Genomic DNA, 22,168 nt, shown 5'->3' on the forward strand with positions numbered 1-22,168 from the left:
CCAAATATTCCCCCAAAAGATTTCCAAAGTGCTTCCCCGAATAAATTATTCATAAAGTCTTGGTAAGCTTGGATTGGTAAGTTGTTGATCAATGTCCCTAATGACCCCAAGATCATTAATGGCATAGTTGAGATGAAACCATCACGGATAGCGACTAAGTGGCGCTGCCCTCCAACTTTGGCTGCATACGGAATAAAATATTTTTCCATAAATGCGATAAAACCATTCATTTGTAATTCCCCCAATAATTTTTAATTTGGATGAGACAATCGTCCCCTCCTATATTTAAGCAGTCACGATGTACCGCTTATTCCCCAAGTAATTGTAAAGCTTGATCTAATACTTTGCCACCATTCATCATACCATAATCAATACTGTTGATGACTGCAACTGGTTTTCCAAACGGCTCTAGTTTTTTCTTGAACTTGCTTTCTAAAAACCTCACTTGTGGCCCAAGTAATAAGACGTCGATCTTGTCAATATTATCTGGCGCCTCCGCTTCAGATACTGCAAAAATCGTAGCTTCGAGATTTCTATCCTCGGCCGCCTTCTCCATTTTTGTGACGAGTAAACTGGTTGACATTCCCGCGGAACAAACTAACATGATTGTTTTCACTTCGATTCATCCTCCCTAAACGCTATTTCTTAAACCTCACTATCTATAAATGCAAGTTCCGTGCCAACTTTAAATTAGGCAGAAAATGCGTCAAATCGCGGTTTTGTTGCTTACACATGCATAAAGAGCAAGTGTGTAAAATATGTACACACTTGCTCTTGTTGCGTCACTGTTCTTTTGTGATCACTTTGTTCGCCGTCATCATTTGCGTCAAATAAGCGATTTCTGACTGAGGGACAATAATACTATACTCAATATTTATATTTTCCATCATCTGTTGGGTAATCTGCATTTCAATCATGTGTTTCTTCGTGAATTCATCAATATTCGGGAATTCACGATCCACGCCACCGAGCTTCATTCGCTCCACCAGGAACGCTAAATGTAAGATGATGCCGATATCAACACCCGGTTCGAGCACTAAGTTCATTTGGACTTGTAATTCCGAAATGATTTTGCGCAAGAAGTACACGAGTTGTTCTGGGGAATCCACTTCTTTTAGGTTGCCTTCTAATGAAGAAATCAGTTGTTCGTACGGCACTTCATCGTTGATAATGCGTTTCACGATGTCCAACCCGCCATCAGAAAATACTTCCAACGCGCTGAAATACGGAATATCGCGATATTGGAACGCAACGGAACCCATGATCGCCAAGATGTTGTATTCCTCCATCAATTGGTCGATGCGTTCGCGGAAAGCTTCTTTATGCAAAAACTGCAAAACAATGATTTCGACTTTCGATTCATCAATCACTGGCGCCACACGGGCTCGCAATTGCTCTGCGACACCTTCTCCTGTAAAACAAGTAAAGATAACGGCATTCTTCGTCGGTTTTGTTCGCAAAATTTGCGCCTTATATTTATTTTCAAAAAGTTGTTGGCAGCTCTGATAGATATCTTCGAGCCCACGTCCAAGTGAGGCTTTGCGGATCGCTTCAAGCACAACTGGTGTGCTCGTCATGCTGACCGTCTTCGTGCGAATCCCGAGTTCTTCGGTCATCATATTCCCAAACGATGTCAGCGAACCCATATCTGATAAAATGAGGACGCCTTTCGTCGGATTTAGTTGCTTCACTTTTGCCTTTACTTTCTCGTACATCACTTTTACTTCCATCGATAGCGGCATATCCATCGCGGTGCCTGTTTCGATATTCAGAAGTTCCTGCACCGTTTCGACCATACTTGTGGCTGTAGATCGGCCATGCATCATCACGATAACCTCAACTTGCGCCTCCTGTGTAAAAATCGATTCCACGACCTCTTCTGTTAAGAACATCGTCAAAAAACCAATTTCATCAAAGGGAATCTCGATGCCTAGGGCTTGCTCAAGTAATCCCGAAATATCAATCGCAGCCTGGAATTCCTTCGAGTATTTCTTACGGATATTATTCAAATCAGGATGGACAATATGTTTTTGTTCCCGAATCCGCTCAATCGTACTCTGTAAATGAAGTGCAAACGCGAATCGCATTTTTTCATTGTATTTACGGTCTAGTCGTTCCTCGGCCAAATGATAAACTTGATCGGTGAGCTCCCAAACCTCAGGACCAATAATGTCCTTGGCCGATTGTTGCGTTGGAAGTTGTCCCATATATTCGTGAAAATATTGATCAACATCCATGTAGAGCGCTTCCTCAAGCTCCGACTGATCTTTTCCCTCTTTCATCAGCTGATCGGCCTTCGTCTGAATCGCTTGATACACATCATCCACATCTTCAATCGCGATATCATTCGCTTCACTCGTATCATAAAATTTAAAAATCGTCTTGTTCACATCAATCAACCGGTTCATCTTCTCCGGCTCGTCTTTCAAATGAAGCAAACCTTTTTGCACATAGATCGGCAAATCATCCTGCTCAATTAAAATGTAGTTCGTCGCCTTCGTCTTATAATGCAGAAATGCCTTCGCACAAGCCAGTTTCAAATCGCGTTGTAGCTGACCAACATTGGCGCTAGCATGATAGAGTAAAAATGCCATCAACGCCTGACGATGCACTCGAATCGTTTGGTGCAACCGCGTCGCTTCTTGCCCTAAGAAAAACTCGATTAACTGGTAGCGTTCTTCTAACTGCCGTTCCGCGAGTGGCGGTAACGTGATCGTCATTGGAATCCGCCTTGTAAAAGTTTCCAACAAGAAATTGTCTGGCGATTCCGTCGTTGCTCCAATGATTTGTACTTGCGCGGTATGCACTGCCTGACTTTCCCCGAGCGGCCGATATTCGCCTTTATCGATAAACGTAAATAGCATTTCCTGGCCTTCCGGTGGTAAGCGGTGAATCTCATCTAAGAATAAAATTCCGCCATCTGCCTTGGCAAGCAAGCCCTCACGTGTTTGCTCCGCGCCGGTATAAGCCCCTTTAATCACCCCAAAAATGTGACCAAAAAGCAGTTGTGGATTTTGCGCATAGTCCGCACAGTTAAATGATACAAACGGCGCTTTTTTGCCCACCATCTCGGATTCCCGAGCAAACTTATACATGCATTCTGCAAATAAGGACTTCCCTGTACCTGTTTTCCCAAGAATCAGTGTATGTAAACCATTTGGCGGATAAAGAATAGCAGCTTTCGCTTGTTGAATACTCACTTTCAAACTTTGCGCAGAACCAATTAAACGATCAAAAGCGGAGTGAGTCCCCCCAATCCCCGACTTTACGTCCGCTTGTGTAAACGCTTGATAAAGAACCGGCTTGCCAGGGAGTTTTTCGATCTGCTCTTCTTTAAAAAGCTCATTTAAATAACGACTTGCATTAGCACGATCCATTTGTAATTTTTCAGCAACATCATTTGCTGTCAACTTACCATTCACACTATTAAGAAGCTTAAAAACTTCATCTTTTCTACTAAGCATGCGTTCCGACTCCTTACTAAAAAGCTCTATACTTCTCATTATACCTGTAATCAGGGTGATTCGGCAAACTAAAAAATCAATAGCCTGTAAAATATACTGCCACATTTGCAGTTTCAGGAAAGAAGCTTCATGAATGGTATTATAAGCAAAAAAAACATGAAACAAAGCGCATCACATTGGCAAACTCGGTTCCATGGGTTTCTTTTTATTTACGTTTCGCCTTCGTTTCAAAATCATCCGTCAAAACACCTTCGTAATAGCGAACTTTAATCGGATCTTTGTTCAGTTCTTTCAAATATTGGCGCAGTGTGCGGGCTTCGCGCTCGTTAGCAAATGAGACGACGGTTCCTGCTTTACCCATTCGACCGGTACGCCCCGAGCGATGTGTGTATTGTTTCGCGTCCATCGCCACGTCACAGTGGATGACGAACGGTAAATCTGGAATGTCCAAACCGCGCGCGGCGACATCGGTAACAATCAAGTACGTCAATTCTGCTTTTTTGAAGGCCGCTAAGTATTTTTTACGTCTTTTCTTTGTCCACTTCTCCGTGTATTCCAGCTGCTGCAACACCATCATATTGCAGTTTCTCCAAAATGATGTCCATCCGAACCTTGTCCTTCACGAAAACAAGCGCATGCATTCCTTCTACATTAGATATCCGGCGCAGTAAAATCGCTTTATCACGCGGCTGCTCCACATCCATGTAAAGATGGTTCACATTGGCGTTGCTTTCCTCAGCCTTCGCTTCAATCATGACTGGCTCGATCTCACTGTTGCGGTAAAACATCATCGGATCGTCCAATTTCGTCGCTGAAGCCATCACTAATTGACGATCACGCATGGCGCTGTTCACAATCTCAAGCACAGTCGGAACATTTTCACGAATGAGCAACTGGTCACACTCATCCAGCGTAATCATTTTCACTTCATGCATTTTGATTTTCTTCTGTTTAATCAGCTCCAAAACACGACCAGGCGATCCCACAATGACTTGTGGTTTCTTTTTGAGGTTGTCGATTTGGCGCTTGATGTTGGCGCTACCGATGATCCCGACTACTTTCAGTCCAACCGGTAACCACGAACGTACCACATCGGCGATCTGCATCACGAGTTCATGCGAAGGTGCTAAAATAAGCCATTGCGTATGTGGTTTTACTTCCAATTTCTCAATAGCCGGCAATGTGTATGCGACCGTTTTTCCCGTTCCCGTTGGCGAAACCGCGATCACGTCTTGGCCCTCTTTAATCGGCGTATATAACTGCTGCTGAATCTCCGTCATCGCTTCATAGTTATGGGCTTTCCACTGCTCGGCCCAGATTTCAGGTACTTCATTTATATTCATAGTAAACTCCTTTTTCCTCTAAATTAGGTAGTACCATCATACCATGTTTTCGCAGAATCAACAAAACCAGACAATTCGCATCATCTGGTTTCAACTTATTATTTTTCGACTTTATACCAAATACCATTTTGATGGCGCAGGTCATTCGAAATTTGGAGTACAGCTTTACTTAGATCTTCTAAGTCCTCGTACGCCAATGTGTCCTTTTCGGTGATGATTCTGGCAAACTCGGTCGCTTCGAATTCCATGTCGTTTGGAATCGTTGACATCGCGAGCTCCTCTATTTCTTTCGTGTGGTTATCGGTGTATTGAATGCTTTGGATGCCGGTCAACGGGTCGATGACAAGCGTACCTTTTTCGCCATATATTTCGCTTGGTAAGAAAGATTGAGACATCTTCGCTTGCAAAATTGTCACCGTAAAGTCTGGATATTCAAAAATAACCGGACCGCCACCATCGACACCTGTCCGCAATTTCGTCGCAAAATAAGTCGCTTTTTCAGGAACTCCGAACAGCGCAACCGCCGTGTACATCGGATAGACACCTAAGTCCACGAGCGAACCACCTGAAAATTGGAGTGAAAAAATGTTCGGTTCTTCACCTGCAAGCACGTTATCGTAACGTGACGAATAGTTCATATAAGCAAGCGTCGCACCGTGCAGTTTCCCTACTTTTTGGATGCTATCTTGGAGAATCTTGAAGTTTGGTTCTTGAATATGACGCGCCGCTTCGAAAAGAAAAACGCCATTTTCTTTTGCTATTTTATGCGCATCTTCTAATTCTGCAACCGTCGAGAAAATCGGTTTTTCGACGATGACATGTTTTTTGTGACGCAAGAAATGTAGGGCATGTTCGTAATGCATCGCGTTCGGCGAAGCAATATAAACCGCGTCCACGACATCCGATGCCGCCATCAATTCAATATCATCAAAATAGTTTTCCACTTTATATTTCTCACCAAAGGCATATGCTTTTTCGAGCGTGCGAGAATAAACCGCTGAAAGCTCCCAATCTCCCGAGTTAATCGCGCCTTCTACAAATGCGTCTGTAATCCAATTCGTTCCCATAATACCAAGCTTCATCACAAAACTTCCCTTCTTCATGTGTTCTCCTCTTTAGTATAGCGGAAAACCGGAAAATTTGCGAAGAGATTGGTTAGGCGTTAGCAAAATCGTGATTTATAAAGTCCACTAATGTAAATGCACTATTTTCATATTCAAATTTCAAAATACAACAGTTTTTGAGTCCACTTATTGGCCCAATTTGGCTAGTCGCTTCCCAATTCCGCGCGAACTGGGCACAAGCTGCGCCATGTGAAATTGCCAAAACGACGTCATGATTCTCTTGGCTCATGATGGACTCCATCGTTTCGACAAGCCGCGCGCGGAAATCCATTTCTCGTTCGCCACCAAATCCTGCGAAAAAGTCGCCATATGGGAGCGGCGGGTTCAAGTCCTCACTCTCACCCTCGAACGTGCCGAAATTCCATTCTTTCAGTCCTTTTAGTCGTGTATAGTCCATATTCGTGATCCGTTCTAGCGTGTCGCAAGCCCGCTCGGATGTGGAGCTGTAGGCTTTCGTAAATACAATACCATTATCTTTGAAATAACTGCTCGCGATGTTAGCTTGTTGGATTCCTAATTCGGTCAGCGGTGCATCGCAAAATCCTTGAATTTTTTTACGTACGTTAAATAATGTTTGGCCATGTCTCATTAAATATAGTGTTTTCTTCAATTTACTTTCCCCCGTATCCATTTTCAAGTGTGCACTGGCTCACTCGTAGTAAACCGTTTGCTACCAGTATATCATTTGTTATTTGCGAAAAATCGAAAACCCGCTCTAGACCAATATGTGGTGCCGCCTGATAGATAAGTTCTTTCACCTCTTCCGGTTTTATGCCGATCTGAAGCGCCATGTTTAGCATCCTTTTGTATTCACTCACGCGTCGCCTCATGATTAGCGCCGTCAGTCTTAGTTTCATTTGTTGATTTGGAAATAAGTAATCTTGATTATCTTGTGCCACATTACTAGCAGTCATTCCTACCTCCTCCTTTATCTAACAGTATAAAGATTGGAGTGCACTCCAAGTCAAATTTTATGCGAGGAGCAGGTATAAAAAAATCTGCCGTTCTGCGGTAACGATTGAGTTACTGAGAGCGACAGAATTTTGGTTGATGAAGATTGTTGTTGTGAAAAATCGCGGTTTTGAGGATATCTGGATCATAAATTGCTTAGATAAAACGATTGCAGAGGGATTGGCAAACTTACAGCCAAGTAGATTTACATTACACAATACTTAGATAAAACATACATCGCAATCATCGTTGAATCTAGTTCAGCGATATTTACATTACACAATACTTAGATAAAACTTGAGAAGCGATGTAAGCAAGCTATATACACGTATATTTACATTACACAATACTTAGATAAAACATGAGTCTTTTAATAATGTTCCTTGCTGTATCCACATTTACATTACACAATACTTAGATAAAACTAGTTTAGAGTTCCGCAATGCACCTGATTCTATTTTATTTACATTACACAATACTTAGATAAAACTGTTAAATCTGCAATTTTCTTGATGAAATTAAATACATTTACATTACACAATACTTAGATAAAACCCATACCCATTTCAGCCCTACTCCCATCATACCTCAAAGGGGCTAATCTGTCGATCGACAACAAAGCCATAATTTTTAGCAGTCTCAGTCTGTAGAAATATTCGAAAAAACCTTCCTAACCTCATTTATACCAGTAGTTAAACAAAATCTGTCGATCTCCTGTAGTTTTTACGCTACTAGAGGTCGACAGATTTCGATGAGCCTATTTATCCCTTTATGGATTCTATTATTTTTATATTGATTCGTGCCAATTTTTACGACTTTATTTGCCTTTTTTTCTTGAAAATACAAAAATAATACATGAGATGATCGCTAGGAAAATAGTACTATTTTATAAATTAGGATTGTAAACAGATCTGTTCAAGCCGGCGTCCCTTTTTTCATATCGATCCCACCTTTGACTATGTTTGCATTTTTTTGATAACTATCCCACCATTTAGATTACCAAATTGATGCTATTTTGCTTCCTTTCTTAGACTACACAATACTTGCGGAAAACGCAACAAAAAGATTATAGGTATTTTATTCTTATTTGTATGTTATAGTATCATTTGTATCTTCTCGGTTTACGTTGAATGAACCCGATAGCTAAGAAAGCCTAATGGTAGCGCTATACCTTCTGCTAACTCGTATAGGATTTACATTACAGATTACTTAGATAAAACGGGCGCAGGTGTTGATAAAGGCGTTTTAGTTGCATAATTTACATTTCACATTACTTAGATAAAACAATTCGGTTCTGTGTTTGTGATCACAAAAGAAGGCAATTTACATTTCACATTACTTAGATAAAACTCCTCGCAGAGCGGGAGAATGCCTTGCCGTTGTGGTATTTACATTTCACATTACTTAGATAAAACTGAAAAATTAAGGGTTAATACAAGATTTAACGATATTTACATTTCACATTACTTAGATAAAACTAAACGTGCAGTGTCACATAGACAAGCTCAAATGATTTACATTTCACATTACTTAGATAAAACCCGTGCCTTTTTAGTCCTACTCCCATCATACCTCAAGAGCCCTAATCTGTCGATCGACAACAAAATCGTTTTTTCGTTAGCTTAACCTTGCTCTCGTTCTTTGCAAAACCGGTCTAATCCTATTCATACCAACCGATAAAGAAAATCTGTCGATCACCGGTAGTTTTTGCGCTACTGGGGGTCGACAGATTTTTGAGCCTTCTTGTTTTTTTATGGTAGGAATGTTTCGCCCATTAGGTAGAAATCGACTTCTCGGGCGGCTTCGCGTCCTTCGTTGATCGCGGTTACGACGAGGCTTTGGCCATATCTTGCGTCGCCGCATGCGAAGATGCCTTCGACGTCGGTACGGTAAAATCCTTTGGCGGCCTCGATGGTGTGGCGGTTTGTTTTGGCCACTTTGAAATCTTTGAAAATGGATGGGGTCGCACCGGCGAATCCAATTGCGATTAGCACGATTTCGGCATCCCAAATTTTCTCGGAATTGGGAACTTCAACAAGGTTTCGCTCGGCGTCAACGTGGTCAACGTCAATAGTGCGCAATCCTGTGAGTTCTCCTTTTTCATTTTTGATGAATTCGGTACTGTTTACTAAGTATTGACGTGGATCAGCGCCGTAGACTGCTTCTGCTTCGCTGTGGGCGTAATCCATTTGGAACACTTTTGGATATTGTGGCCACGGGTTTTGAATGGCTCGCAAATCTGGAAGTTTGTCGCGTAGGCCGAATTGGTAGATGCTTTTCGCGCCTTGTCTCAATGCTGTGGCTACGCAATCGGCGCCTGTGTCGCCGCCGCCGATCACAATGACGTTTTTGCCTTCTGCGGACAGGGTTTGGACGCCACCATTGTCGAGGTTGTCTTTGATGCTTTGTGTGAGGTAGTCAACAGCGAAATGGATGCCTTTTGCGTCGCGGCCTGGAAGCTTAACGTCGCGGGCATTTCCAGCACCTGTTGCTAGCACGACGGAATCGTATTCGGCTTTTAGTTGCGCCATTGGGATGTCTTTTCCGGCTTCGATGTTGGTCACGAACTCGACGCCTTCTTCGGCCATCAGGTTGACGCGACGGTTAATCGAGTCTTTTTCGAGCTTCATTGTCGGGATGCCGTACATGAGCAAGCCTCCGATTCGGTCGCTTTTTTCGAAAACGGTGACGTTGTGGGCGGCTTTGTTTAGTTGGTCAGCGCACGCGAGTCCTGCTGGGCCGGAGCCGATAATGGCGATGCGTTTCCCGGTTCTTTTTTGCGGTGCTTGGGCTTGGATCCAGCCTTCTTCAAAACCGCGGTCGATAATCGCTTTTTCGATCGATTTGATGCCGACTGCTGGTTCGGAAATCGCGACGGTGCAGGAGCCTTCGCATGGTGCTGGGCAAACGCGGCCGGTGAACTCTGGGAAGTTATTTGTTTTTAAAAGGAGATCTAAGGCTTCGCGCCATTCTCCGCGGTACACGGCGTCGTTCCACTCGGGAATCAGGTTGTGTAGCGGGCATCCAGACACGCCGTTTTTGATTTCTTCGCCTGTGTGGCAAAATGGTACGCCGCAGTCCATGCAACGCGCGGCTTGTATTTGTAAATCGACTACGGGCATTGGTAAACTGTATTCGTTCCAGTCGCGCGTCCGTGTGAGTGGATCGCGTACCGGGCTTGGAATTCGGTCATATTCGATAAATCCTGTCGGTTTTCCCATTGTTTTTCAGCTCCTTATTTTGAAATTATTCTGAGCTCTGCGCCTCTTTCAAGTGTTCGCAGTCTAGCTTCATCCGCTAGCTCTTCGAAAACTTCACGCCCTCCGCAAAAATCAAAAGAGGATTTTCACTGCGGCCGCTCCAGTTTTTTTCAGAGCTGAACGAGCGGATTCTGCTTCCTATTTGCTTACCTCAACTAAAAGTCCGTCTTTGTGCTCATAGAAAGCCTGTAACTCTGCGGCATCGTGGGTTTGGCCTTCGCTTCTAGTTTTTCGATGCGGGTTAGCATGATTTCAAATTCGTTCGGGATAACGTAGACGAAATTCGTGATTTCGCGTTCCCAGTTTGCAAGTAGTTTGCGGGCAAATTCGCTGTCAGTATAGCGCACGTGATTTTCCACAAGTTCGCGTAGTTTCCGTTCTTCGCGCGGTGTCGTAATCCCTCGACACGTCACGAGTTCTGGATTCACTTTTGCATTGAAATGGGCTTGGTCTGGGGCGTAAACGTAAGCCACCCCGCCGGACATCCCTGCTGCAAAATTCTCACCGGTTTCGCCGAGGATAACCACGGTTCCGCCAGTCATATATTCACAGCCGTTATCGCCAATTCCTTCGACAACCACGTCTGCGCCACTGTTACGAACGGCAAATCGTGCGCCGGCTTTTCCATGAATGTACGCTTCACCGTCTGTTGCGCCGTAAAGCGTTACATTTCCGACAATCGCGGAATCATGCGCTACAATCGGGGTTTTCGCGTCTGGTGATACGATGAGTTTCGCGCCGGATAGCCCTTTTCCGAAGTAATCGTTCGCGTCGCCTTCAATGCGCAGCGTCATGCCTTTTGGAGCGAAGGCACCGAAGCTTTGACCAGCCGCTCCCGTGAAGGTTAGGTCGATCGTGTCTTCTGGGAGGCCAGCCGCGCCGTATTTCTTGCTGATATAAGAACCGGTAATCGTGCCAATCGCGCGGTCAATATTGCGAACTGGGAAGCGTCCTGTGACTTTCTCACCGCGTTCAATCGCAGGCGCCACAACGGCTTTCAACTCGCGCATATCAAGCGTTTGGTCGATTTTATGGTCTTGTTCTTTCGTGCAGAACTGGACTTGATTTTGGTAAAATTCGTCCGTGTATAGCATATTGGAAAAGTCGAGATGTTTCGCTTTCCAATGCGATTCCTTGCGTTCATGGGTCTCCAAATATTCTTTGTGCCCGATAATTTCTTCAAGGCTACGGAAACCAAGTTCAGCCATCGTTTCGCGCATTTCAGCAACAATGAAGTTGAAAAAATTCACGACGTAATCTGCGGAACCACCGAATTTTTTACGAAGTTCTGGGTTCTGCGTCGCCACTCCGACGGGACACGTATCCATATGGCACACGCGCATCATCACGCAACCTAGCGTCACAAGCGGTGCCGTCGCAAATCCGTATTCTTCCGCGCCGAGCATAGCGGCAACTAGTACGTCTTTGCCTGTCATCAGTTTGCCGTCCGTTTCCACGACCACTTGATTGCGCAAACCGTTCAGCAGCAACGTTTGATGCGTCTCCGCCAAGCCGATTTCCCACGGAACACCTGTATGGCGAATACTGCTCCTCGCCGCTGCACCCGTTCCGCCTTCATAACCGCTGACCAAGATCACGTCGGCAAATCCTTTCGCAACACCCGCTGCGATCGTGCCAATTCCCGTTTTCGATACGAGCTTCACGTTAATCCGCGCGTCTTTGTTGGCATTTTTCAAGTCAAAAATAAGTTGGGATAAATCCTCGATGGAATAGATATCGTGATGTGGTGGTGGAGAGATGAGCCCAACGCCCGTCGTTGATCCGCGGGTTTTCGAAATCCACGGATATACTTTCTCGCCTGGCAAATGACCGCCCTCGCCTGGTTTCGCGCCTTGCGCCATCTTGATTTGCAGCTCGTCGGCGTTTACCAAATAGTGACTCGTCACGCCGAACCGACCAGATGCGACTTGCTTGATCGCGCTCCGACGCCAATCGCCGTTTGCGTCACGCTCGAACCGATCTGGATTTTCGCCACCTTCCCCGCTGTTGCTTTTCCCGCCAATTCGGTTCATCGCAATCGCGAGCGACTCGTGCGCCTCTTGACTGATCGAACCGTAAGACATCGCGCCCGACTTGAACCGCTTGAAAATGGCTTCGGCAGGCTCGACTTCATCAATCGGAATCGGCTTACGACCATGTGAATTGAATGTCAGCAAACCACGAAGGAAAGCGTTATTTTGATTCTGCATTAAATCGGAGTATAAATCGTACGTTTCGCGATTATTTTCACGCGTCGCCTGTTGCAACGAATGGATCGCGAGCGGGTTGAAAACGTGATATTCGCCGTTCGAGCGCCATTGATACTCGCCACCCGTGTTCAGCGTGAACTCTTGGAAACCGATATCGTGAAACGCCTCGCGATGACGCAACCATGACTCCTGCGCAATGACTTCAAGCGGAATCCCACCGAGTTGCGACGCCGTTCCTGGAAAGTAATCCGCAATCACATCGTTGCCAATGCCAATCGCTTCAAAAATCTGCGCGCCCCGATAGCTTTGCACGGTAGAAATCCCAATTTTCGACATGACTTTCAAAATTCCGTCCGTAATCGCCTGAATGTAACGCGACTCCGCCTCATCGACCGTAAAGTCTTTAATCCGGCCATCTTTAATCAAATTCGCAAACATATCGATCGCCAAGTACGGGAAAATCGCGTCCGCACCGTAGCCAACCAACATCGCACAATGATGCACGTCGCGAGCCTCCGCCGTTTTCACAATCAGGCTGATCTTCATCCGCGTGCCCCGTTTCACCAAATGATGGTGCAATCCACTCGTCATAAGTAGCGTCGGAATCCCAATAAACTCATCGTTCGTGCCGTCATCCGTAAGCACAAGCAACTCCGCGCCAGCCTCAATTTTCGCATCAGCTTCCGCAAAAAGTCGATCCAGCACTTCCGCCAAATTCTCTTTTTCTTCCGCTCTAAATAATGCATTAATAAACGCCGTCGGTTTCGCAAATTTCTTCTGAAGCGCAATCGAAGCATACTGTTTCCGAGACAAGATCGGCGTCTCCAAACGGATTCGGTTCGCATTTTGCGCCGTCGGATTTAAAATATTGCCCTCATTTCCAAGCAACGTCATCGTCGAAATAACCGACTCCTCACGCAAACCATCAATCGGCGGATTCGTCACTTGCGCAAACAACTGCTTGAAATAGTTAAACAACAGCTGCGGTCGGAAAGAAAGCACAGCAAGCGGCGCATCGTAACCCATCGCCCCCATCGGATCCTTTTTCTCCGTCACCATCGGAATCAAGATTTTACTCAGCTCATCCTGTGTATAACCGTACGCCCGCTGCAACTTGAAGCAGTCCTTCTTATTCAATGAAATATATTCCAAACGATCCTTGTCCGTCAACGTCCCAATCTCCGTCAACTCCGCGTCCAGCCATTCGCGATACGGCTGCTCCGTCGTCAACTCCGATTTAATCACATCATCCGAAATAATCTCGCCTTTTTCCAAATCAATTAACAGCATCGTACCCGCGCCAACCGTCACTTTGCGAATCACTTCCTCCGGCGCAACAGGCACAACGCCAGTCTCCGAAGAATAAATAATCGTGTGGTCTTTCGTCTCATAATAACGCGCAGGACGCAAGCCATTCCGGTCCAAAATGGTCCCAATCACGCGCCCGTTCGTAAACGAAATCGACGTCGGTCCATCCCAAGGCTCCATCAGCGTACTGTGATACTCATAGAACGCCCGCTTTGGATCCGTCATCGCCTTATTTTTATCCCAAGGCTCCGGAATCAACATCATCGCCGCGTGAGGCAACGTCCGCCCCGTCTGCACCAAGAATTCCAGCGCATTATCAAGCGTCGCCGAGTCACTTCCATCCTCATCAATGACAGGCATTAGTTTCGCCAAATCCGCGCCAAATAAATCCGATTCCGCGCGTTTCTCACGAGCCTTCATCCAATTCAAATTCCCACGCTGCGTATTAATTTCCCCATTATGAATCAAATAACGATACGGATGCGCCCGTTCCCAACTCGGAAACGTATTCGTACTAAAACGTGAATGCACCAGCGCGTAAGCCGACGTATAAGCAGGATCCGCCAAGTCCAAATAATACTGATTAATCTGTTCCGGCGTCAACATCCCTTTAAAAATAACCGTCCGCGTCGACAAACTCGGCACATAAAACGTTTCCGTAATCCGCGCATCGCCCATCGCAAAATTCTCGACTTGTTTCCTAATTAAGTATAATTTCCGCTCAAAAGCTTCCTCATCCAGCGCCTCATCCTTCGCGATAAAAAGTTGATACACCGCGGGTTCCGTTTTTTGCGCACCTAGTCCAACCTTCGTCACGTCCGTCGGCAACTTGCGCCATCCTAAGAATGTTTGCCCTTCTTGTTCGATGTAACACTCCGTCGCCGCCTGTAAAATTTTACGTTGTGCCGTGTTTTGTGGGAAATTAAACATCCCCACCGCATAATGATATTTTTCAGGTAATACAATATCAATGTGCGCACAAGCATCGCGGAAGAAGTCGTCCGAAATTTCCAGAAGAATCCCCGCACCATCGCCCGTATCGCCGCCAACTTCGCCGCCACGATGTTTCAGCTGACAAAGCATATGAATTCCCTGCTCGACAATTTTATGCGAAGAACGCCCTTTAATATTCGCTACAAAACCAATACCACAAGCATCATGTTCATTTTTCGGATCGTACAATCCATGTTTTTCAGGCATATTCGTCTGTTTCATCCTAATTCCTCCTCGTACCGCAATCTATTTTTTAAGAGTTCAGATAATTCGATCCCCAACTAACTGACCGTAATTATGTATTTCCATCCCGTTCTATATTCTACCCATTAATTTCTAGTTTGTAACGTTTTAGTGTAATGTCTATTTTAATCCTTTTCATTTATCGAAACAATATATATAATAGAATAAAACAATCTCATTTCGAGATAGATCGGAGGCAAGCAATGGAATTACGACAATTAAAGTACTTTATCGAAGTCGCGCGCGTTGAACATATGACCCAAGCATCGGAGAATTTACACGTCGCCCAATCTGCCGTGAGTAGACAGATAACAAAACTCGAGGAAGAGCTCGGAATCAAGCTGTTCGACCGGATTGGCCGCAACATGCAACTGACAGCAGTAGGTCAGGATTTCTTGCGCCAAGCCAAAATCGGCCTCCAAGAATTGCAAAAAGCCCAGGCGATCGTGGAAGAATACGCCGACCCAACGATTGGCGAAATTCGAATTGGACTGCCAAACTCGATTGCCACAAAAGTTCTGCCCGCCGTTATTTCCGCGTTTCGAGAAAAGTATCCGCAAATTACGTATCGTTTTATGGAAGGTTCGAATCGCGATTTGAAGCAGATGTTAGTGACTGGCGCGCTTGATGTCACGTTTTTATCGCCGGTTCCAGAAGAAGATGACGAGATTATGCCGCATCGTTTTTTTGATGAGAAATTGCGATTGATTGTGCCAAGTGGGCATCGATTGGCTGGGGAACATTCGGTTGCGCTTAAAGATTTGGCGGACGAGAAATTTATTTTGTACCCGCAAGATTTCGATTTGTATCATTTGGTGGAAGATACAGCGCGGATGAAAGGCATTGAGCTCGAGACAATTTTTCAAAGCCGCGATTTCCATACGATTCAGGGATTGGTTGGCGCGGGACTTGGCATCAGCATTTTGCCGGAGATGATTTTGGATGGGGCGATATTTAAAGAGACGCGGAGTATTGCGTTGATGGACCAGGAGTTGCGGCGGTCCGTTGGGATCATCACGACAAAAAGACGGAACATGTCGCCGTCCGAGACACTGTTCCGTGATTTTTTGTTGGGGTATTTTGAAGAGGAGAAATGATTTATTCCATAAAAAAGGAACGAGCTATTCATACCCTAGTTCGTTCTACAACTCTTTTTTTCAATTCGACCTATTTTTATTGGCCTTGAAATAATACCCAAAGTTAGCAATAATAACGAGAATAACCACTACTGTCATAATAAGTTGGAATACTGACTTATCATGAAAATAATTAACTAAAGTGATGATTAATAAGATTGACCATAGTATTGTTAAACCAACTAAACTTAGCTTTGATGCGTACCATTTGCTCACTTTAATCACCTATCCTTTTTCTAAATTAACTAAATAATCGATGCGTTTCCGTATAGCTCTTGATTAAATTAGTGTAGTTAGCGTTTTTATAAAAATACATCTTATTTTGTACCATATGCGTATACGGATTGTAATATTGAACCATCTTTATATACACTTCTTTTGCACCATAATTTCTTAATCCCTCAATAACACCCGCGGCTCCCATAAAGTAGCCCACAGGACCACCCATGAACCCAGCAAGCGTGGCTGCTAGAGCTGCTGTATTACGATATACAGATTGTTTTGTTTTAAACGTTGTCACGTATTGATAACCGTTTGATGCTCTTTAGTAAATTTTTTATTTTCCGTAAGTACTGGCTCATAAACTTTCTCTGCATATAGTTCTCCATTTAAATATATGTTCCCATTTTCAGACTTTGTTAGCCAATCAATCGTTCCATCTTCGTTGGTGATGGTTGCAGATGTAAAACCCTTATTAAATTCAATTACTTCGCTACGATCCATTTCTTTATCAAAAATATGATATCTTGTATTACTATCTTTTTCTAGTACTATCTTATTGGTTTCATTAGTGGGACTCATTGTGTTTTCAGAAGCAAATGTGGTTGTTGTGGATAACAGTGGGCTGATGATTGTTGTGGCGGCCATAATAGGCGCTAATAATTTTATGACTTTTTCTGTTTTCATATCCTTACATCTCCTCTTTTGAGATATCTTTACTATATCACGAAAACGCTTTCTTTGAGTGACGATATTGTAAGTTTGGGAGAATCACGACAAAAAGACGGAACATGTCCCCGTCTGAGACACTGTTCCGTGATTTTTTGTTGGGGTATTTTGAAGAAAATAACTAGTTTTAGCGAATCAAAATAATGCGATAATGCGTTGGATATTTTCTTGAAAAGCACGTTTGGAATCCGCTGGTTGTAAACCGGTGCTCGCCAATGTGATATATCCAATGACAACATTCAGAAAAAGTAACTCGTTCAAATGAGTATTAGATGGATCCTTCGTTAGTTCCCTCACCGGTTTAAGCGCAAGTTCTCGCAGGTTCTGCAATACTTCGTTAACCATTTCTAGGTGCCCGTATTCCGTCAAGCCGCTTAATATATCCATCACATTGAACCGATCAATCGAATCAGCCTCTACAAATTCAGAAAAGCGCTTTGCAAAAATTTCTAACGCCTCTTTCCCAGAATAATTCTCGAGCTCTGCTTGTAGCGCACCTACTAAACTACTCAAATAATTGGTCAAAACACTGCTTTTAACATCCGCAATATTACTAACCCATCGATAAAGTGATTGTGGTTGTACAGAAAGTTCACGCGCTAGTCCGTTATAGGTAAGTTCGCGAAACCCCTTTTCATAAGCGATTTCTAGCGCCTTTTCTAAAACTACTTCACGCGTCAGTCCTCGACGTTTCATACCATTCCCTGCCCCCTAAAATACAATATGTTGACTAACTCATACCATGAGTGTATACTACGCTTATAAATCATTCAACTCATGGCATGAGTTTTTGATGTTGATTTACAAAAAAGCTTAAAGGAGCGATATGTTATGGCAATTTTGACATGTGATGGAGCAAATTTATTTTATGAGATATCTGGACAAGGACCTACTTTAATTTTAATCCCTGGTGCTAATGGGACTGGCGACATTTTTAAGCCGGCTAGCATGTTCCTGAAAGAGCATTTTAATGTCATTACTTACGATCGTCGCGGTTTTGGTCAAAGCACATTAACAGAAGATATGCCACAGGAAGCAGCTGATACCCACAGTACATACCGCTTGAAGACAGATGCCGCTGATGTTGCAGCATTAGCACAAGCCGTAAGTGGTGAGGAACAAGTATTCATTATGGGCTCCTCGTCAGGTTCTATTGTAGCTATGGAAACATTGCAGGATTTCCCCGAGATTGTGAAGCAAATAGCCTTCCATGAATCACCTATCAATACACTTTTACCAGCTGCAAAGAAATGGCAAGACATTAACGCTGAAATTACTACAACTGCTTTAACGGAAAACTTTGCTCTTGGTATGGAAAAATTCGCGACAGCCATGCGCACTGTAGAATTAGACAAAAAAATGATGGCACGACCTGGCGTTGATTTAAGCGATATGGATAACCCAGAAGTGCAAGGTATAGATTATTGGTTCCGTTATGAAATTCGCCAATATACGAGTCGTGAAATTGATTTTAATGCTTTCAAACAACACCGCGACAAAATTCGCTTATTGAATGGTACCGATTCAAAAGGTTCGTTCCCTCAAGACGTCATGCACGTTATCAGTGATTATTTAGATTTACCTATTTACGATATACCAGGTGCACACTTGGGCTACATTCAGAAACCAGAAGGCTTTGCAACAACACTAATGGCACTTTTCCGTTAAAAGGAGGTTGAAAATATGACTTACAAAAAAATAGATTTACATGCGCATTATCTTTCCCCTGGTTACAAACAATTTCTGTATGATTATTTTGACGACATGGGTGATGGTGTAAAGACGCCAGCATATGAAATGGAGACAACGCTCGATATTATGGCACAAACTAATATTGATTATTCCGTTATTTCAATTTCTTCTCCCCACCCTAATACCGGTGAAAAAGAAAGTACGATTGCATTGATTCATGAAGTGAACAGCTACGGCGCGCTTCAACAAGCAACCTACCCAGAAAGAATAGGCTTCTTTGCATCGTTGCCTATTCCATACATTCAAGCAAGCTTAGAAACCATTGATACGGCGTTAGATGAGCAACATGCCATTGGCTTTACACTTCCGACAAACGCTCATGGTGTCTATCTTGGCGACGCTAGATTAGATGCGATTATGGCTCGATTGAATGAGCGGGCGGCCATCGTTGCTATTCACCCTAACGAACCGTGGGCACATGACAAAAATGTTGCTGGAGAGATTCCAACACCGATTATGGAGTTCTTCTTTGATACAACACGCACAGTAATGAATATGCTTCAAAATGAAATCTTCACTCGTTACCCAGATATTCGATTCATTATTCCGCATGGTGGCGCTGTTCTCTCACTACTTGTTGAACGTGTTGGTTTAGCACAAGCGCTGAATCCTGCATTGACAGACGCGCAAGTTAACCTTAAGGGTGTTATGAAAAATTTATATTTTGATGTGGCAGGATTTGTATTGCCGCAACAATTGCCGGCATTGATGGATTTTGTAGATGCTGAAAAACTTATTTATGCGTCTGATACGCCTTACACACCAACGCCTGCGGTATTGCACTTGGCTAGCGTGTTGGAGGAAAGTGATTTGTATTCTGTGGAGTTTAAGCAGAAATTGTTTTTTGAGAACGCGCAGAAACTTTTAGGGCGTTGATTGAATTATTATAAATTAAAAAGGAGCGAGGCAATGTTTTTAAATTGCTTTGCTCCTCTTTACCGTCTATATTTGCGATATGGTGCTAAACGCTGCACTTTCTTACACCATTTGTAGCACTCCAACAGATTTCTCATCCTCGTCTATTTGAAGAGAAAAATAACTCGATTTATATGAATCCTCCATCCAAATCAATATTTCCTGCCATTAACTCCGCTTGATTTACTACTACCTTCACTGCATCTTCTTGAATATCAGGCGGATAACCATATTTCCGAAGTAACCGTTTAACCACTTTTCTCATTTGTGCTCTCGCGGATTCTTTTAAATTCCAGTCAATGCTCATATTGGCCTTGATAGCCTTTGTGAGCTCATGTGCGATTAATTTAAGCGTGTCATCACCTAGAACCTCTTTTGCCGTATTATGGTCTGTTAGAGCATCATAGAAAGCTGTTTCTTCCAATGACAAACCAACTTCTCCTCGTTGTTGCGCTTGATTCATCTCTTTCGCAAGCTCAATCAACTCTTCAATAACCTTCGCTGTCTCGATTGAGCGCCGATTATACTTTTCAATGGCTACTTCAAGCAGTTCTGAGAATTTTCTTGCTTGTACAATATTCGTCCTCTTGATAGCTTTTACTTTGCCTTCTAATAATCGGTCTAACAAAGCAATTGCAACGTTTTTCTCTGGCAAAATTCGAACTTCTTCTAAAAATTCAGGCGAAAGTATCGATAAATCTGGTTTTTCTACACCCAGCGTTTGGTAAATATCCACAACTTCCTCAGAAATTACCGATTTTGAAACTAATTGCTTCAATTCAGCATCCACTTGTCTACTTGATTTTCTAGTACCCGCGACATTTATCGACTCAAGTGATTTTTTTACAGCTTTAAAAAAACCTACTTCCGCATTAATTCTCCTTGCTTCTGCTTCCGTTGCACATAGCGAAAAAGTTCGTGCTAATTCTTGAACGGTATCTCTAAATCTCTTCGTCTCTTCCTTGCCTTTACCCAATATAAAATCCATTGCTTGAATCCTCGTAACTTCCCGAACCGCAGCCTTGCTAGAGTTAAATCGAGAATAATTATGACCATGCAACATCTCGGTTATTAGTGTATATTTCTCCAACAACAGATTGACAACTGCATTTGTATCAATACCTGCTTGCTGCCTATCACTTGGTGTATACTCCTTCATCGCCTCTTTTAAATTATCAGCAATCCCAATGTAGTCAACCACAAGCCCACCAGTCTTATCCTTAAATACTCGGTTTACTCGCGCAATCGCTTGCATTAAATTATGACTTTCCATCGTTTTATCAATATACATCGTGTTCATACTTGGAACATCAAATCCAGTCAACCACATATCTACAACTATAACAATCTGTAGAGGATCCAGCTCATCTTTCATCCTATTAGCTAGCTTTTCACGCTTTGATTTTGTTCCGACAAAAGGCTGCCACTCATTAAACGCCTATCTATATATTCCGCATTTCCTTCAACAAGAATGGTATCTCAATAAAAAGACAGATTGTTGGATTAGTGGAACCGCATCGTTTTACGCCAATTTAGCCGGTATATTAAAATATCTCAGCACATCAACAACAGGAATCTTCATAATACCAACTCCAAAAGGCATAAACCTGGAGTCACCACTAATTTCAACACCAGAAGATTGGGAATCGACGAACATCATCATTAAGCATCGCAAACAACAAGTCAGTTTTAAAGAATTAAGAGAGCTGCTAAACCAAGTCAAGTATATCAAGCCTGAATCATTTCGCCTGAACTATACTTTAGAACCCGAAAAAGTCTTTTACGACAAATACTACTATAAAGATGCAACACTAAAATTAGATATAGATCGCGTAAATAATTATCTTTTACTCAGCGGAAGTTCTACCGTCTACACCGATTTATACAATGATATGATTTTCTTTTTTATCAAACACCGATGACAGTGAGTATGAAGAATCGTTGCCGCACTCTCACTTAGATTTATTCCTTGCAAACAAGATTAATTCGGATATTGGGCTAACTTTTAGTTTTTTTAAGAAATGATGTCTCTACTTTTCCCTTCCATATTCAACGCACGCCTCAGCCAAATATTCGATCCATCTTAATTCAAGATTATCCTCTCCAAAACCTGTTTCTCCCTCAGAACCTGGCATATATCGAACAATTGTCGCGATCTTCTCTGGATAATCAAAATCCGCGTATATTTCTTCTACCATTCCCAATGGATCTTCAAATTCCTGTCTTGTATCAAACAACCATTGCATTATGATGAATAGCAGCTTTTCTTTCAATTCGTCTTCATGAACGCATTCGCTACTCGCCAATTCCTCAATAAAAGGAAAAACCGATTCCCCTTTGAGCAAAAAGCTGATTTCTAAAACCTTATCAAATGTTACTTTTCCGTCCTCTACCTCCGATATTGCATATTCAATTGCAACACTTTCATCAAAGAAGCCATTTTTAATACCGAAATGAATAAAACTCCAATCTAAAACTACCAATTTCACAGCAAAATCATACTGTATTTTTATGTCGAATG

The 22,168-nt window shown here is 43.2% G+C and carries 13 protein-coding genes, 4 pseudogenes and 2 CRISPR repeat arrays; of the genes and pseudogenes, 3 read left to right on the forward strand and 14 right to left on the reverse strand.

Annotated features, from left to right (window positions below; genetic code table 11):
* The 9 genes and pseudogenes from PGRAN_RS07765 to gltB all read right to left on the reverse strand — a co-directional run.
* Nucleotides 1-230: pseudogene (locus PGRAN_RS07765) on the reverse strand (PTS sugar transporter subunit IIC); the annotation flags it as partial.
* A 77-nt stretch (nt 231-307) separates the two neighbouring features.
* Entirely contained in the window at nt 308-616 is a 309-nt protein-coding gene (locus PGRAN_RS07770) for a PTS sugar transporter subunit IIB (protein WP_077914631.1), read from the reverse strand.
* A 166-nt stretch (nt 617-782) separates the two neighbouring features.
* Nucleotides 783-3,464, reverse strand: coding sequence for a sigma-54-dependent transcriptional regulator (locus PGRAN_RS07775; protein ID WP_036066300.1), 2,682 nt, complete (start codon nt 3,462-3,464; stop codon nt 783-785).
* Between the two features lie 205 nt (nt 3,465-3,669).
* Nucleotides 3,670-4,807: pseudogene (locus PGRAN_RS07780) on the reverse strand (DEAD/DEAH box helicase).
* A 98-nt stretch (nt 4,808-4,905) separates the two neighbouring features.
* Complete coding sequence (locus tag PGRAN_RS07785) at nt 4,906-5,889, reverse strand: Gfo/Idh/MocA family protein (protein WP_036066378.1); 984 nt, start codon at nt 5,887-5,889, stop codon at nt 4,906-4,908.
* A 73-nt stretch (nt 5,890-5,962) separates the two neighbouring features.
* A complete protein-coding gene (locus PGRAN_RS07790; protein ID WP_036066302.1) occupies nt 5,963-6,541 on the reverse strand; it encodes a histidine phosphatase family protein in 579 nt (192 codons plus the stop codon).
* 1 nt (nt 6,542) lies between these two features.
* Nucleotides 6,543-6,845 (reverse strand): carboxymuconolactone decarboxylase family protein, encoded by a 303-nt coding sequence (locus PGRAN_RS07795; protein ID WP_036066303.1) that lies wholly within the window; start codon nt 6,843-6,845, stop codon nt 6,543-6,545.
* Between the two features lie 240 nt (nt 6,846-7,085).
* Nucleotides 7,086-7,438: a CRISPR direct-repeat array (repeat unit 29 nt; unit sequence ATTTACATTACACAATACTTAGATAAAAC).
* Nucleotides 7,439-8,073: 635 nt separating this feature from the next.
* A CRISPR array of direct repeats spans nt 8,074-8,423; the repeat unit is 29 nt.
* A gap of 210 nt (nt 8,424-8,633) precedes the next feature.
* A complete protein-coding gene (locus PGRAN_RS07800; RefSeq protein ID WP_036066304.1) occupies nt 8,634-10,103 on the reverse strand; it encodes a glutamate synthase subunit beta in 1,470 nt (489 codons plus the stop codon).
* A 177-nt stretch (nt 10,104-10,280) separates the two neighbouring features.
* Nucleotides 10,281-14,875 (reverse strand): annotated as a pseudogene (gene gltB, locus PGRAN_RS07805) (glutamate synthase large subunit).
* A 224-nt stretch (nt 14,876-15,099) separates the two neighbouring features.
* Between gltB and PGRAN_RS07810 the strand changes: the two are divergent.
* Nucleotides 15,100-15,993, forward strand: coding sequence for a LysR family transcriptional regulator (locus PGRAN_RS07810; RefSeq protein WP_036066306.1), 894 nt, complete (start codon nt 15,100-15,102; stop codon nt 15,991-15,993).
* A gap of 280 nt (nt 15,994-16,273) precedes the next feature.
* Here the strand turns inward: PGRAN_RS07810 and PGRAN_RS16265 are convergent, their stop codons facing one another.
* The 3 genes from PGRAN_RS16265 to PGRAN_RS15650 all read right to left on the reverse strand — a co-directional run bounded on the left by PGRAN_RS16265 (nt 16,274) and on the right by PGRAN_RS15650 (nt 17,676).
* Complete coding sequence (locus tag PGRAN_RS16265; protein ID WP_051998501.1) at nt 16,274-16,552, reverse strand: hypothetical protein; 279 nt, start codon at nt 16,550-16,552, stop codon at nt 16,274-16,276.
* Nucleotides 16,549-16,938, reverse strand: a complete 390-nt coding sequence (locus tag PGRAN_RS16270; RefSeq protein WP_051998502.1) for a hypothetical protein — start codon at nt 16,936-16,938, stop codon at nt 16,549-16,551. The genes PGRAN_RS16265 and PGRAN_RS16270 overlap by 4 nt, the downstream gene beginning before the upstream one ends.
* A gap of 177 nt (nt 16,939-17,115) precedes the next feature.
* A complete protein-coding gene (locus tag PGRAN_RS15650; RefSeq protein WP_051998503.1) occupies nt 17,116-17,676 on the reverse strand; it encodes a TetR/AcrR family transcriptional regulator in 561 nt (186 codons plus the stop codon).
* A 135-nt stretch (nt 17,677-17,811) separates the two neighbouring features.
* On the opposite strand from PGRAN_RS15650, the gene PGRAN_RS07825 reads away from it, so the two are divergent.
* Together PGRAN_RS07825 and PGRAN_RS07830 are read left to right on the forward strand one after the other, a co-directional pair.
* Nucleotides 17,812-18,648 (forward strand): alpha/beta hydrolase, encoded by an 837-nt coding sequence (locus PGRAN_RS07825; protein ID WP_036066308.1) that lies wholly within the window; start codon nt 17,812-17,814, stop codon nt 18,646-18,648.
* 15 nt (nt 18,649-18,663) lie between these two features.
* The gene (locus tag PGRAN_RS07830) at nt 18,664-19,608 is read left to right on the forward strand and encodes an amidohydrolase family protein (RefSeq protein WP_036066309.1); all 945 of its coding nucleotides are present in this window, start codon (nt 18,664-18,666) and stop codon (nt 19,606-19,608) included.
* Nucleotides 19,609-19,777: 169 nt separating this feature from the next.
* Here the strand turns inward: PGRAN_RS07830 and PGRAN_RS07835 are convergent.
* Nucleotides 19,778-21,076 (reverse strand): annotated as a pseudogene (locus tag PGRAN_RS07835) (type I restriction enzyme endonuclease domain-containing protein); the annotation flags it as partial.
* A 601-nt stretch (nt 21,077-21,677) separates the two neighbouring features.
* Entirely contained in the window at nt 21,678-22,136 is a 459-nt protein-coding gene (locus PGRAN_RS07840) for a DUF2247 family protein (RefSeq protein WP_206537358.1), read from the reverse strand.
* Between the last annotated feature and the right edge of the window lie 32 nt (nt 22,137-22,168).

Source organism: Listeria grandensis FSL F6-0971 (genome assembly GCF_000525835.1).
Lineage (GTDB): Bacteria > Bacillota > Bacilli > Lactobacillales > Listeriaceae > Listeria_A > Listeria_A grandensis.